The organism is Photorhabdus akhurstii (assembly GCF_019090985.1).
In the GTDB taxonomy this organism is placed as follows: Bacteria; Pseudomonadota; Gammaproteobacteria; order Enterobacterales; family Enterobacteriaceae; genus Photorhabdus; species Photorhabdus akhurstii.
This window is the reverse complement of the sequence record NZ_CP020335.1, coordinates 757,295-771,953: the sequence shown is the minus strand read 5'-3', so window position 1 is coordinate 771,953 and position 14,659 is coordinate 757,295. Positions and strand designations below refer to the sequence as shown.

The following is a 14,659-nucleotide window of genomic DNA, read 5'->3' as shown; positions in this document are numbered from 1 at the left end:
AAGACCTTGCTGCAAGGCGGTAAAAACGATCACTCGCAGTCACTCACTCTGTAGCCAATCTTTTCATACCACTTCGCTAATGTTCAATATTGAACCAATAGTTTCCATGTGTGAAACAACGATTATTTTCTTATTTTATCAATTCTATCTATTAATTTCCTACAATCAAATTCATCAAATATAATTACCTCTGAATCCGAGTTATTGAGATAATCTAAAAATCTATCATTTGCTAAATAGGAATCAAAATTATGGTCTACATATATGTATCCTTTTATTTCAGATAATTTCTTAAGAAAACAGGTCTTACCACTGCCATTATTCCCTACTAATTGTATAATTCTATCTTTTTTCAAACTTTGCTCTAAAATTAATAACTTAGAAGATAAGTTTATTTCTTTATAATAAACATTGTCGTGCTCAGTTATCCTTTTAATAGATACAGTTTCTGACAAATATCCAAATATAGCGAAATAAAAAATGACGATTCTATTATCTAAGTTTATAGCAGCCGTCATATTATCTGATTCAAAATTGGGATATAAAGAATAAAAAATTATCAAACTAGATATTACAAGACCTAATATAGAAGCCAAAGAATTAATTAAATATCGTTGTGATGCTACGGTATATAAACTACGTATTCCAGATAAAATAGCGTCACGACAAAAACGGTTAGCCGGACCACATTGAGGTAGTTTTTTAATATAAGAAAAGCGAATTGATAAAGCATGTAGCTCTTTATAGTGTTTATTTCTATTATCCTTGTATATAGGATACAATAAATAAACGCTAGTAAGAAATATAAACATGGCACCAAACACAATCATAAAATTGTCAGAATTAAGAAATAAAAATACAGTACCGACAAATATCGAACCAAACCAGAAAACATCCTTGGCATACATGGTAAATCTATTTATTATTACATTGTATTCATGCTTAAATAAATTGAAACCTTCCACTCTAAAGTTACTTTTAATAGAGTTATATATGTCTTGCCTTACTCTTTTTCTTATCTTAAACTCTATTAAATATGATCCCACAATCAATGAAATCATACCTAATAGAGATACAGATATTATCTTATAGGTTTCACTATCATATTCATTGTATGTCACTCTTCCTAACTCGAATAACGAAAGACTAGCAATGAACAAGAGTATAATTCCAATTACAGAGTTATAACTAAAAATATATAGAAGTTGAGCAGTTTTTGATTTATTAATCTTACAATTTTCTGCTAATATAACTCCATTATCTGACGTTGATTTTATAGATTTATTTTTTATTTCCAACTCAATATTATTAATTTTATGAGAAAATAACAATATAACATCAATTTGGTACTCTATTTTTATTTTTAAAATTATATCTTTTAAATCAAATAATAATTTAGAATCCCAACCAGTCTTATTTGTATCAAAATAAATATGGCCTTTGTAATTATCAATTATGGCCATATATACACTCCTTACAGCAAAAATAAGATTTAATTGTCCTCTTGATAAATCACAAATGTTTGAGCTCATATCAATATATTTATTAATCTGGAAAATTTCATAACTTAATTTATTTAATATACTTCTATTGATTAGCTCTTTTGATAAATATATATTTCCCAGAATAGTTTTCTCAACAAAACTTTGTGTACCATCTAAATCATAATACTCTTCTGGCTTAGAGCGATAATTTTTATATCTACTAATAATTGATAATTTTGCCAGATAGCCATCATAAAATGGCATTAATAATCTAACTAAACCAAGATATTCACTAACCAAAATTAGAGAATATAAAAGAATAAGTAGTTTATCACTATTATCTATTTCCTTACCAATCATAATGAGAAGAATAACAGGAATAACTTTTAAAAATGCATTTGAGGAAATATCTACAGCTCTCCACAATGAATCAATACGTTTTACTGTTTCTTCAATGTTAATAATTCTGTTCAAACTTAAAAGTTTCCCTCCCTGGTATCCAGTTAACAATATAGCAGTCAAGGACTCAAAGTTATCTCCAATAAATCCGTATCTTAATTTCCTTATCTTTGCTAGTTGTTTAGAGAGATAGGCTCGCTTTTTAAATAGAAAAAAGGATAATGGTATCAATATAGAACACAAAGATAATAAACCAACTGTTCCCCCTTCAACATTAATGACCATTAGAATGGAGAGATAAATGAAACAAATTACCTTAGATATAATCAAAACCACACTAGTATCATAGGTGGAATAATTTACAATATCGTGCTCATTCTGCTGAACCTCTTTTTTACTGGTGAAACAGTTATCAAATATTGAGAGAATATAAGCCTGCTTTTTAGTAATGAGAAATAAACTTAGATTATTAATCACACTCAAAATAGGTCTCAATATTACAATTAAGAAGATAATCAGCCAGACACTCCCCGCTTCTAAACCCTCAGTCAAAGGAAGTGTTATTATGTAAATCAATATAAAAAATGAAAAAAAAGAAGATAATAAATTAATTATTACCTCAACGGGAAATAGAATTAAGGTACTATATTGCTTTGTTATATTATTCTTAATTGAAGAAATGTTCATTTGCTACCTTATTTTTTAATAGCTAAATTAGGTCTTCTTTGCTCCCTGCATTACTTATAAAAATGATAGCAGTTCCTGAAAATTCACTCTTAAAACCTTTATTTTCGCTTATTTGTTTAAGTAAACACACTAATTTAGCTGTTTATTACTCACACTTTTCTCATTCAAATGACGAATATTTAAATTATTTCAATATAGTTGGTCAATAATAATCTGTCAGATATGAGGCAAATGTCGCATAAATTATGCTTTATATACTTATACTCAAGCAACGACTTTTCTGTGTCGTGAATATTAGAAAAAACACCGAGGGAGATAATTCACTGAATTCAATAAATTGAAACTATTGCCAATAATTTCATTCAAAATGAATTACTTTAATGTTAGTTTACTCTCAACGTCAGCGCTTATTTTCTTTGCAACAAAAACTGAACTCAAAGAACACATTGCAAAAAAGACAAATAAAACACTACTTCCTAGCAAAGGGATTAACTATATTATTATAATACCAAAGGCTGACTGGTAACTTCTTGAAATTGCATCCGAAGACGATATTATTTTCGCAAAATATTTTTCTGGCGTCAGCTCTTGCCCTGATGTATAGAGAGATATCCTTAAAAAAGAGAGTCCGACAAAAATAAGCATAGTGCCTAATGTATAGTATAATAGGACAATTCTTGACAAAGGCATGGCCCAAAAAATAGATCCAACAGCAATCAAAAGAGAGCCAAGAAAGAAAGATTTTTTTAATTTACTTATATTAAAATAACAACCAGATAAATAAGATCCAAATAACATTGAAATAGAAGCTAAAAAGGAAAAATAAGCAACCAAATCAGAAAAAGAAAACGAATATAATCCACTAAATAAAGAGACAATTGTTGTATAGTTAGAAGTCATTATATAGGTTGAAATCACTTGGTATGACACCATTGCAGTTAAAATACTTATCCTGAACAATAATATATTTCTCTGGGTATTATTCTTGATAATATATTCCAACCCACCATATTTCATAGAAATATCTTTTTCCTTTATTTTAGTTCCCCAATCACTGATAAAGAAGAGAAATATAATTGATAAAATAAAACACATTGATTCAATAAGAAACAAGGATCGTATTGACATCATATTTATCAAAAAACCGGCTATCAATGGAGAAGATATAGAGAGTAACCCATAATAGAATTGTTGCTTTGATATAAAAGCAACTCTTTCTTCTGAGCTGACAAATACCTGGTATGCCGCTGACCTTATCGATATATTTAAACCTGAAAAAAATGACAGCAGGAAAGATATGAAAAATAATAAATATATATTATTCACAAATACAGCAAGGAATATTGTTACTGCCCGAAATAAATCCGAAGAAATACAAATAGCCCGCATATTAAACCGAGCCGTTAACCCGCCAATAACCACAAAAACTAATATACTCGCCATTAGCCTCACAGATACCATTAAAGACGTATCTATCTCCGACTTGGTAATTGAATATACAAGTGAAAGAAGCACTATTTCACTTATTCCTGTACCAAAGATAGATATTATATCAGAGGATAATAGCTTGTTTTTATTCTCCATGTTTTACCCCATTTATACATTTTTACCCATTCGATTCCAATCAAATAAGAAACTGGTAATATTGTACACTTTCTTACTTTTAGCATAATTACGCTATTAAAATCCAAGAAAAATCGATCAAATTAACAAAAATTAACATTTAAACAATCAAGAAAACTTTATTTATGTTTATATATAAAATTAAATTAAAATATACCATGATAAATTATTTAAATATTATTCTCATTAAAGGTAATATCGGTCAATAAAATGGAGTGTAAAATTATCAGTTTGTTACCCCATAGATATTAAATACACAGTTTCCGCTATCATTGTTACTCATTCTTTATTATCCTATCTTTTGTTAAATTAACTTAATCTGAACAATCTGGACAATATTATGCTTATTACTATTTCACCTGCAAAAACCCTTGATTATGAAAGCCCGCTTACCACGGAAAAATATAGTCAGCCAGCATTACTCGACCAGTCAGAACAGCTAATTAGCATTTGCCGTAAACTAACGCCTACCCAAATTGCGAATTTGATGAGTATCAGCGATAAACTTGCCGGCCTGAATGCCGCTCGTTTTGGCGAATGGCATGCTGATTTCACGCCAGAAAATGCCCGTCAGGCTATTCTGGCATTTAAAGGTGATGTTTATACCGGTATGCAGGCTGAATCTTTCTCCGATAAGGATTTTGATTTTGCTCAGAATCATCTGCGTATCCTGTCTGGCCTTTACGGTGTACTTCGTCCGTTGGATCTGATGCAGCCTTACCGGCTGGAAATGGGGATCAAGCTGGAAAATAAACGTGGTAAAGATCTCTACGCTTTCTGGGGAGATTTGATCACGGAAAAGCTCAATGAGGCGCTGGAACAACAAGGTGATAATGTGTTAGTTAATTTGGCTTCCGATGAATATTTCAAATCCGTGAACACGAAAAAGCTAGCCGGTAAAATTATTAAACCCGTCTTTCTTGATGAGAAAAACGGTAAATATAAGATCATTAGCTTCTATGCGAAAAAAGCCCGTGGGCTGATGAGCCGGTTTATTATTCAGAATCAATTAACCCAAACTGACCGTCTGGTGGAGTTTAATCTGGATGGCTACGCCTTTGATGAATCACTGTCCAAAGGAAATGAACTGGTATTTAAACGCCCTGAACAACATTAAGGCTTTTATTATCAGCCATAAACGCCGCATGATTTGTGCGGCGCCTACTCTCATCGCTATTTAGGCAATCTTTCCATCAGGAAAGTACGTAATTCAGCAAAATTTGCCGGTAAATGATGGGATAATAAGCTTAAATCAGCCCGTTCCGCCAAAGCTTTGGGCAATGGTAATTCCCCACCCAGAATTTGCTCTACGCTCTCTTTAAATTTCGCTGGATGCGCCGTACCGAGAAATAACCCGTATTCACCGTCTTGTAATTGATCGCGCAGAACACGATAAGCAACCGCGGCATGAGGTTCAGAGATGTAACCCAGTTTAGCCAGCGCCTTAATCGTCTCTTTTGTCACGTCATCACAGACTACGCCATATCCCAATTCACTTAACGACCAAGATTGACGACGAAATAGCTCTTCAATACGTGGCCAATTGTTTGGCTGGCTCACATCCATTGCGTTGGAAAGCGTGGCAACCGTCTGGTGAGGCAGCCATTTTCCATCCTCTAGATAACGTGGAACCGTATCGTTAACATTAGTGGCAGCGATAAGGCGTTTTACCGGCAATCCCATCGATTTTGCCAATAAACCCGCGGTCAAATCACCAAAATTCCCACTCGGTACAGAGATAACCAGTTGTTCACGTTTATCTTCTGGTAGTTGAGCAACCGCTTCAAAGTAGTAGCAAATTTGCGCCAACAAGCGGCTGATGTTAATTGAGTTGGCTGAATTGAGATACAGAGCTTGTTTCAACTCCTGATCATCAAACGCCTGTTTAACCAACGCTTGGCAATCATCGAAATCGCCATCAATTGCCACCGTGTGAATATTACCGCCCAAGGTACAGAACAGTTTTTCCTGTAACGGACTGATTTTGCCCTGTGGATAGAGGATCACTACCTGTACATTATTCAACCCATAAAAGGCATGCGCTACTGCTGCCCCCGTATCGCCGGAAGTCGCCGTCAGGATAGTTACTGGCTGCTCACCAGCAACTTGTGCCAGTATTTGCGCCATGAAACGACCACCAAAATCCTTAAATGCCAGAGTCGGGCCGTGGAATAATTCCAGTGTTGCAACATCATTTTCCACTTTGGCAACAGGCGCCGGAAAAGTAAAAGCATGCTTAACCCGTGTCGCCAATTGTTCCGGCGGAATTTCATCGCCGATAAACGCCGAGAGGATGCAACCGCTGCGAGTAACAAAATCCAGTTTCAATAGTTGGTCAATTTCTTCCCGACTAAATTCGGGTAAATCTTGCGGGAAGAAAAGCCCTTGCTGTTTGCCTAATCCCTGTTTGACTGCCTGTGCAAAACTTACCTGCTCGCTGTTGTCTTTCAAGTTATACAGTTTCATCAGTTACCCTATCTGTCGTGCGCCTGCGAGATCCAGACGGCAAATGTGTACAAAACCTTCATCATTCTGAACATAATGCTGTTGCAGCCACTCAACCATTTCTTCTGCGGTCGCCATATCATTACAAATGGAGAACAAGGTCGGGCCAGAACCAGAAATACCACACGCCAATGCTCCTATCCGTTTCGCGGTTTCACGCGCCTTGGCAAAACCCGGTAACAGTTGGGTACGATACGGTTCAGCAACCACATCTTTCATCAATCTGGCTGCTAGATCGGGTTGCCGTATATGACAAGCATGAATAAAGCCAGCAAGAAAACGGCCATGATCGATAACATCCTGCTTCGAATAGTTCGCAGGCAAAATCGCTCTGGCTTCTGCGGTAGAAACTTTAATGCCCGGATAAGCCATCACCCATAACCACTCATCAAACGAGGGTACCGGCTGACAGATGATATCCCCCTGTTCCATAATCAGTTGTAAACCGCCGAGATAACATGGAGCGACATTATCGTAGTGAATACTGCCGGAAATGCGTCCTTCCAGTTCCCCCATCATTGCCAGTAATTGGCTTTCACTAAACGGAAGACCTGCAAATTCATTCAGCGCCATCAAGCCGGCAACAACAGAACAAGCGCTAGAGCCAAGACCAGAGCCAATTGGCATATTTTTTTCCAGCGTCATCGCCACAGGTAATTGTTTACCCAAATGCTGACAGAATAATTGCCAGCATTGATAAACGATGTTGTGCTCCAGTTGTTCAGGTAACTTCCCCACAAACAGCCCTTCATTACGCAAACTAAAGCTCTCCGCTGCCCGGACAGTAACGCAATCACCTAATAAATTACCATCAACCGGAGAGACCGCCGCTCCCAGCACATCAAACCCAACACTGACATTGCCAATAGATGCAGGCGCATAAACTTTAATCACAATTAAACTCCCTGTTTCCAGGACAAAGTACGCAGCATATCTGCGAACACACCTGCGGCAGTAACATCATTACCCGCCCCGTATCCCCGCAGTACCAGCGGTATTGGCTGATAGTAACGCGTGTAGAATGCCAACGCATTTTCGCCATTTTTGACTTTATAAAGTGGATCATTGCCATCTACTGCGGCAATTTTCACCTTACAACGGCCATCTTCAATTATGCCAACATAGCGCAACACTTTTCCCTGCCCTTTGGCTTCTGCCACACGCTGGCTGAAAACCTGATCAAGAGAGGGTAAACGCTCAAAGAAAGTATCCACGCTGCCACTGTTATCAAAGGAAGCCGGCAGTACAGACTCCACATCAATATCATCCAGTTCAAATTCATAACCTGATTCACGCGCGAGGATCAACAATTTACGAGCAACATCCATCCCGGACAAATCATCACGCGGATCGGGTTCGGTATAACCCTTCTCTTTCGCCAGTAACGTCGCCTGAGATAGTGACATTCCTTCATCCAGCATACCGAAAATAAAAGAGAGAGAACCGGAAAGAATGCCATTGAACTGAACCAGTTCATCACCCGCATTAAGCAGGTTTTGTAAATTCTCAATAACCGGCAGACCAGCCCCGACGTTAGTGTCATACAGGAATTTGCGTTTAGATTTCTCTGCTGCCTTACGAATCTGGTGATAATAAGCCATCGACGATGTATTGGCTTTTTTATTCGGCGTGACCACATTGAAGCCATCACTCAGAAAACTGGCGTATTGATCGGCAATTTGTTGATTAGAGGTACAATCCACTATCACCGGGTTCAGCAAATGGTACTCTTTCTCCAAACGGATCAGACGACTCAAACTAAAAGGTTCTGTGGCCTCTGATAAACATTGCTGCCAATTATCAAGGCAAATGCCTCTCATGTCCGTCAGCATCGCCCGTGAATTAGCAATACCACATACCCTTAAATCGATGTGCTTTTGTTTCAACCAGGTTTGTTGACGACGGATCTGCTCAATTAAAACACTGCCTACACCACCAACGCCGACAACAAAAACTTCGATCACCTGATCGGTATTAAATAACATCTGATGGCACAGACGAACGGCTGTCGTTGCCACTTCATTATCGATAACCGCAGAGATAGAACGTTCAGATGACCCCTGTGCGATAGCAACGATATTGATATTACCGCGCGCCAATGCCGAGAAGAAACGGGCAGAGATGCCACGCAAGGTACGCATACCATCGCCAACAACCGAGATAATGGAAAGATTTTCCATCACATCCAAAGGATCAAGTACGCCCTCTTTCAGTTCAAGATAGAATTCTTCACTCAGCGCCTGACGCGCACGTTCCAATTCACGTTGAGGCACACAGAAGCTGATACTGTATTCTGAAGATGATTGAGTAATCAGCACAACAGAGATCCCTTTGCGAGACATGACAGCAAATACCCTTGCCGCCATACCCACCATCCCTTTCATGCCAGGGCCTGATACGTTAATCATCGCCATACTGCTCAGGTTAGTAATCCCTTTTACCGGCGTACTTTCATCTTTCTGCCCGTCACCGATAAGTGTTCCCGGCGCATCTGGATTAGCAGTATTCTTAATCAAACAGGGGATCTGAAATTGAGCAATCGGGGCAATAGTCCGCGGATGCAACACTTTAGCGCCGAAATAAGAGAGTTCCATCGCTTCTTGATAGGACATGCCTTTTAGTAGCCGCGCATCCGGCACAATTCTGGGATCACAGGTATAAACACCATCCACATCAGTCCAGATTTCACAACATTTAGCCCGCAAACAAGCCGCCAAAACCGCGGCGGAATAGTCAGAACCGTTACGCCCTAGGACAACCAGCTCCCCTTTCTCATTCCCGGCCGTAAATCCAGCCATCAGGATAATATGGTCATCAGGAATATTCAGAGAAGCAATGCGCTTGGTAGATTCGTTGATATCTACCGTAGATTCAAGGTAATGACCTTGTGCCAGCAGATTTTTCACCGGATCAATCACCGTGACTTTATGACCACGCGCCTGCAATACAGACTCCATGATGGCAATAGAGAGTTTTTCACCACGACAAATCAGGGAAGCGTTAATGCCGTCCGGACATTGACCCAGTAACGAAATACCATGCAGAACCTGTTTCAATTGCGCAAGTTCTTGCTCAACCATCATTTTTAACCGTTCATAAGCAAAACCAGGTTGCGCCTGTGCCAATCCCTGTAATAAATCAGCAAAGATCTGCTCAGCATCATGCATATGGGTAATGATCTCTTGCCCGGAGACTGTTTTTTCAATCATCGCCACTAAATGATTGGTAATTTTTGCCGGTGCGGAAAGCACCAATGCAACTCCTCCCTGAGAAAGTTTTTTTTCTGCAATATCGGCAACGCTCAGCACACGTTGGTAATTAGCGACCGAAGTTCCTCCAAATTTAAGCACTCGCATTAACATTTTTCTCCTGATTCCGCGCCAAAAAAAAGCCCGCATCTGATTTGGATGCGGGCTTTTTTCTCTGTTTTATGTATGCGTCAGCCCGCCCCGCAACCTGTGGTTCCGGTGGTGATAATAATTGTGGTTTTCAGGCTGATAGTTTGCATAAGTTCCTGTCTGTCATTTAATGGGTTCGACCCTATATTGGTTAAATGAATCTGTGCACAAAGTCAAACATTTTCTCTAAACAATCTTATTTTTTCGATATTTTTAGTACTGGAATAATTCATCTCATGGTCATCAAGACAAACAAATATTTCTCGTTGAAGCCAATTTTTTAGTTGTTAAATCCATTTTTAACAAAATTAACAATATATTTTATCTTTTCGTAAAAATCAGCTATTTTTGTTCACTGCCAAACTCAAAAGAGATTATTTTCCGTACAAAACCACTCTGTGCGTTAACAGAAATTTGTCATTTGCATGACAGAATACAAGGTATAAAATAACCAATATAAATAATATTAACGTGCTACAATCAATTTTGATGTACGTCAATAAAAGGTAGTTTTTTTAGATGGTAAATGCATTGCAAGCTGTTATATTGCTGTTAATGGACTAACATAACACTGTTTAACCAGTTTTTTGGGTATATACCCACCAAAGGAAAAGCAACTTTTACTTTCAGTGTAAAACATATCAATAAATGTTATTACTGATTTAAGCTATAATTTCAGTGATGACAAATAATAACCAGTAAATATCCTGAGATAAGAGTAGTTTGAATCATTCTGATTTATTTTTAAGCGATTCTAGGTAGCAACCATGCAAACCCCGCACATTTTGATTGTTGAAGACGAAATTGTCACTCGCAATACCCTAAAAAGCATTTTCGAAGCTGAAGGGTACATAGTTTATGAAGCCACTGATGGTTCAGAGATGCACCACATTCTGTCAAACAATGACATTAACTTGGTGATTATGGACATTAACCTTCCAGGCAAAAATGGCTTGTTACTTGCCCGCGAACTGCGTGAGCAAGCAAATGTCGCCCTGATGTTCCTGACCGGCCGTGATAATGAAGTAGACAAAATCCTTGGCTTGGAAATTGGTGCTGATGATTACATCACCAAACCATTTAATCCGCGTGAATTAACTATTCGCGCCCGCAACCTGCTTTCTCGTACCATGAATCTGAGTAATGTCAGCGAGGAACGTCGCCAGGTTGAGAGTTATAAATTCAATGGTTGGGAATTAGATATCAATAGCCGTTCTCTGATCAGCCCGGCGGGAGAGCAGTATAAATTGCCACGTAGCGAGTTCCGCGCCATGCTTCATTTCTGTGAAAATCCAGGCAAAATCCAAACACGCGCAGATTTACTGAGAAAAATGACAGGTCGTGAATTGAAACCTCATGACCGTACCGTTGATGTAACGATTCGTCGCATCCGTAAACATTTCGAATCAACGCCAGATACGATGGAAATTATCGCCACCATTCACGGTGAAGGCTATCGTTTCTGTGGTGATTTGGAAGCATAACTTGAACTGTCAGTGTCAGTAAGCCTCTAAAAATGACAGGATGGGACATCCCTGTGGGACCCCATCCTGCCCCTCAATTTTCTACCGTCTTCCACGGCATAATCGGTACAGCACTGATCGCATTCTTCGGTGAACCGTCGATCATCTTATCGGAATATGTCAGATAGACTAATGCATTACGGTTTGCATCATAGAAGCGGACAACTTGAAGCTTTTTAAACACCAGTGAAGTTCGTTTCTGGAAAACCACCTGACCTTTTTTGCCGCTCTTTTTAATCTTGTCTGCTAGTTCAATCTCCCCAACCTGCTGACAAGAAATCGCCGCATCAGAAGTATCTTCCGCAAGCCCTAAACCCCCTTTTATTCCGCCTGTCTTTGCCCTGCTCAGGTAGCAAGTCACATTTTTAACATCAGGATCATCAAACGCTTCCACGACAATTTTGTGATCAGGCCCGATAAATTTGAAAACAGTGTCTACCGAACCAATCTCTTCTGCCTGAGTCGCCACAGGTATGAACAACAATGTTGTCGTTACTAGTATCTTTATGATTTTTAACATATAGTCTCGTGCCTTAATTAATTCAGCGTAAAATTTCACCACCAATATACCAAATAGTCGGTAATACCCTCTAATAACAATAATTACTTATTAGAATAATTTCACAAAGTAATGAGTGAAATAATAATACGAATAAGTATCCTATTGTAAATATAAGACTTGTTTTACACTTAGTGCTTATATCCAGTAGAGTTATTGTTGAATGCCACGCTTGTCAATAAATTATGAACACCAACAGCACACAGATACCAAAACAGATATGCAATACATAGGAATGATTCGTTTTACTTACTCTGTGGGCCTGTTCAAATGGCAAACAAAATAGCCTAGTAGTATAGGTTCTTATATTGTTCTTTCTGGTCTTAACGACTAAGGAGATGTATGGATCAAACCGGCATCATTCGTGATTTATTACGTTGGCTAGATAATCATTTAGACCAACCGTTATCACTCAATAATGTTGCAGCTAAAGCAGGTTACTCTAAATGGCACCTGCAACGTATGTTTAAAGACATTACCGGCCAGGCTATTGGCTCCTATATCCGTGCCAGAAGGTTATCACGGGCAGCCGTTGCTTTACGTTTAACCAGCCGCCCTATTCTGGATATTGCTTTACAGTACCAGTTTGACTCCCAACAAACTTTCACTCGCGCATTTAAAAAACAATTTAATAAAACACCTGCACTTTATCGTCTCAGTGAGGAGTGGTGCGCCACGGGTATTTGCCCGCCCATATTGCTGGATAAAAGGTATATTCCCGAAGCAACCTATCTCACACTGGAGGAACAGCCACTGGTTGGTATAGAACAGACCTGTTCTTATACGCTGGAACAATGGTCCAGTTTTTGTACTGAAATGCGACACAATTTCTGGACATATTATCTGCAAAATGCAGAAGTGTTACCTCCTGTACTTTATGGCCTTCATCATGCGACTCCCAATCCAGAAAAAGAAGATGAACAAACCGTGTTGTACACAACGGCGGTAGAACCCCAATATGCCCAGTTTGATGTGGCAGGCAGCCAACCTGTTACATTACCGGCTGGAGAATACGTCTCATTTAGTTACTACGGCACCAAAGATGGCTTACAGGATTTCCTGTTTACCGTCTACGGTATTTGCCTGCCAATGCTAAACCTGACGCGTAGGAAAGGATACGATATCGAACGATATTACCTTACCAATACCAATGATAGGGATAAGGAAGCGGCGAACCATATCATCGAATTTCAGTATCTCATTCCTATCCAGCATTAACGTTGTAATTCATCCAGTGCGGGCGTATCCAGATGTGTGATATCGCCTGCCGTTTCTACAATCCAGCCTGACGCCAGCCACGGACTTTGTTGATAATCCACTCTGGACAGAGAGCAATTTCGCAGGCGAAGACGACGTTCAGCATGCGCGGGCAATCCCAGTATGGTGCTAACCAAACATCCCAAAGCGATGCCATGACTGACTAACAACGGCCGGCTACCAACCGGCAACTTACGGCAGCTTTCCAGCGCAGCTCTCATACGCACAGCGAGTTCATCCATTGATTCGCCTTCGGGGATACGTCCCCCTGGCGTGCCATCAAGGACTTTCTTACGCCAGTTCTCCTCTTCCGAGGTCAAGGAATCAATATTTCTGCGTTCCAGCACCCCCATGTGCAATTCGCGCAAACGTGGCTCCAGAATAATTTCACAACCACAAACCTCAGCAATGATCTCTGCCGTTCGACGTGTCCGTCCAAGATCGCTGGTAATAATATGGGTAATACTTTCAGATTTTACTCTTTGCGCCACTAATCTGGCTTGATGTTCGCCTGTTTCGGTCAAAGGGCTGTCAGATTGTCCCTGAATACGATGTGCCGCATTCCATTCGGACTCCCCATGCCGAACAAGATATACCTGTAACATTTTCATTTTCCGTTATACTGCGTAAATACTCGTTCAAAGGATAACTCATCTATTATGTATCACGTTATTGCCGCAACCACCAACCCTGCAAAAATTAAAGCCATTAGTCTCGCCTTTGATGATGTTTTTGGGCCAGGTACTTATCGGATCGAAGATATCAATGTAGACAGTAGCGTCCCACAACAACCTATTGGTAACACAGAAACCCGTACTGGCGCCCGTCAGCGTGTCATGGCTGCCAGACAAGTTCGTCCTGAAGCAGACTTTTGGGTCGGTGTGGAAGCGGGTATTGAAGACGATATGACCTTTGCCTGGATGGTGGTGGAATATCAGCAAATTCGCGGAGAATCTCGTTCAGCCAGTTTAATGCTGCCAGAAAAAATTCTTGATGGCATTCGAGAAGGTCGGGAATTAGGCCATGAAATGGCTTACCTTACAGGCATCAATAACATCAAGCAGAAAGATGGGGCGATTGGCTTTTTTACTGATGGCATCCTGACTCGTACCAGTGTGTACCACCAAGCTCTGATACTCGCTTTGGTGCCGGTACATCATGAAATTTATAAAGAACTGAACGCCCGTTAAACAGGCGTTCACCATAGGCCGCAGTCGGCGGCCT

Annotated in this window: 11 protein-coding genes and 1 other annotated feature; of the genes, 4 read left to right on the top strand and 7 right to left on the bottom strand. The window is 39.4% G+C overall.

Going from position 1 to position 14,659, the window contains the following annotated elements; genetic code table 11:
• Positions 1-122: 122 nt before the first annotated feature.
• A complete protein-coding gene (locus tag B0X70_RS03320) occupies positions 123-2,570 on the bottom strand; it encodes a hypothetical protein (protein ID WP_217470871.1) in 2,448 nt (815 codons plus the stop codon).
• A gap of 492 nt (positions 2,571-3,062) precedes the next feature.
• Positions 3,063-4,154, bottom strand: coding sequence for an MFS transporter (locus B0X70_RS03315; RefSeq protein WP_236545765.1), 1,092 nt, complete (start codon positions 4,152-4,154; stop codon positions 3,063-3,065).
• Between the two features lie 379 nt (positions 4,155-4,533).
• On the opposite strand from B0X70_RS03315, the gene yaaA reads away from it, so the two are divergent.
• Positions 4,534-5,310 carry a peroxide stress protein YaaA gene (gene yaaA, locus B0X70_RS03310; protein ID WP_040153928.1) on the top strand — a complete coding sequence of 259 codons (777 nt, stop codon included), beginning with the start codon at positions 4,534-4,536 and terminating at the stop codon, positions 5,308-5,310.
• Between the two features lie 56 nt (positions 5,311-5,366).
• Here yaaA and thrC read toward each other — a convergent pair whose 3' ends face one another.
• From thrC to thrA, 3 genes are read right to left on the bottom strand one after another with little or no spacing between them, the layout of a single operon-like run.
• Positions 5,367-6,659 (bottom strand): threonine synthase, encoded by a 1,293-nt coding sequence (gene thrC, locus B0X70_RS03305; RefSeq protein WP_217470870.1) that lies wholly within the window; start codon positions 6,657-6,659, stop codon positions 5,367-5,369.
• A 3-nt stretch (positions 6,660-6,662) separates the two neighbouring features.
• Complete coding sequence (gene thrB / locus B0X70_RS03300; RefSeq protein WP_418889051.1) at positions 6,663-7,592, bottom strand: homoserine kinase; 930 nt, start codon at positions 7,590-7,592, stop codon at positions 6,663-6,665.
• Between the two features lie 2 nt (positions 7,593-7,594).
• The gene (thrA, locus tag B0X70_RS03295; protein WP_217470869.1) at positions 7,595-10,054 is read right to left on the bottom strand and encodes a bifunctional aspartate kinase/homoserine dehydrogenase I; all 2,460 of its coding nucleotides are present in this window, start codon (positions 10,052-10,054) and stop codon (positions 7,595-7,597) included.
• 25 nt (positions 10,055-10,079) lie between these two features.
• Positions 10,080-10,199 (bottom strand) — a sequence feature (Thr leader region).
• Positions 10,200-10,863: 664 nt separating this feature from the next.
• On the opposite strand from thrA, the gene arcA reads away from it, so the two are divergent.
• A complete protein-coding gene (gene arcA, locus B0X70_RS03290; RefSeq protein WP_036777051.1) occupies positions 10,864-11,580 on the top strand; it encodes a two-component system response regulator ArcA in 717 nt (238 codons plus the stop codon).
• Between the two features lie 73 nt (positions 11,581-11,653).
• On the opposite strand, the gene creA is transcribed toward arcA, so the two are convergent.
• Positions 11,654-12,139, bottom strand: a complete 486-nt coding sequence (gene creA, locus B0X70_RS03285; RefSeq protein WP_036777052.1) for a protein CreA — start codon at positions 12,137-12,139, stop codon at positions 11,654-11,656.
• 381 nt (positions 12,140-12,520) lie between these two features.
• Here creA and robA point away from each other — a divergent pair, with 381 nt between their 5' ends.
• Complete coding sequence (gene robA / locus B0X70_RS03280) at positions 12,521-13,396, top strand: MDR efflux pump AcrAB transcriptional activator RobA (protein ID WP_036777055.1); 876 nt, start codon at positions 12,521-12,523, stop codon at positions 13,394-13,396.
• Here robA and gpmB read toward each other — a convergent pair.
• Complete coding sequence (gene gpmB / locus B0X70_RS03275) at positions 13,393-14,040, bottom strand: 2,3-diphosphoglycerate-dependent phosphoglycerate mutase GpmB (RefSeq protein WP_217470868.1); 648 nt, start codon at positions 14,038-14,040, stop codon at positions 13,393-13,395. The genes robA and gpmB overlap by 4 nt on opposite strands.
• A gap of 54 nt (positions 14,041-14,094) precedes the next feature.
• On the opposite strand from gpmB, the gene yjjX reads away from it, so the two are divergent.
• Positions 14,095-14,625, top strand: a complete 531-nt coding sequence (gene yjjX / locus B0X70_RS03270) for an inosine/xanthosine triphosphatase (RefSeq protein WP_036777059.1) — start codon at positions 14,095-14,097, stop codon at positions 14,623-14,625.
• Positions 14,626-14,659: the final 34 nt, after the last annotated feature.

Coding starts and splice junctions, on each gene's coding strand:
- B0X70_RS03315 (WP_236545765.1), bottom strand. CDS start 4,154: ATGGAGAATAAAAACAAGCTATTATCCTCTGATATAATATCTATCTTT.
- thrC (WP_217470870.1), bottom strand. CDS start 6,659: ATGAAACTGTATAACTTGAAAGACAACAGCGAGCAGGTAAGTTTTGCA.
- arcA (WP_036777051.1), top strand. CDS start 10,864: ATGCAAACCCCGCACATTTTGATTGTTGAAGACGAAATTGTCACTCGC.
- robA (WP_036777055.1), top strand. CDS start 12,521: ATGGATCAAACCGGCATCATTCGTGATTTATTACGTTGGCTAGATAAT.
- yjjX (WP_036777059.1), top strand. CDS start 14,095: ATGTATCACGTTATTGCCGCAACCACCAACCCTGCAAAAATTAAAGCC.
- yaaA (WP_040153928.1), top strand. CDS start 4,534: ATGCTTATTACTATTTCACCTGCAAAAACCCTTGATTATGAAAGCCCG.
- B0X70_RS03320 (WP_217470871.1), bottom strand. CDS start 2,570: ATGAACATTTCTTCAATTAAGAATAATATAACAAAGCAATATAGTACC.
- gpmB (WP_217470868.1), bottom strand. CDS start 14,040: ATGTTACAGGTATATCTTGTTCGGCATGGGGAGTCCGAATGGAATGCG.
- thrA (WP_217470869.1), bottom strand. CDS start 10,054: ATGCGAGTGCTTAAATTTGGAGGAACTTCGGTCGCTAATTACCAACGT.
- creA (WP_036777052.1), bottom strand. CDS start 12,139: ATGTTAAAAATCATAAAGATACTAGTAACGACAACATTGTTGTTCATA.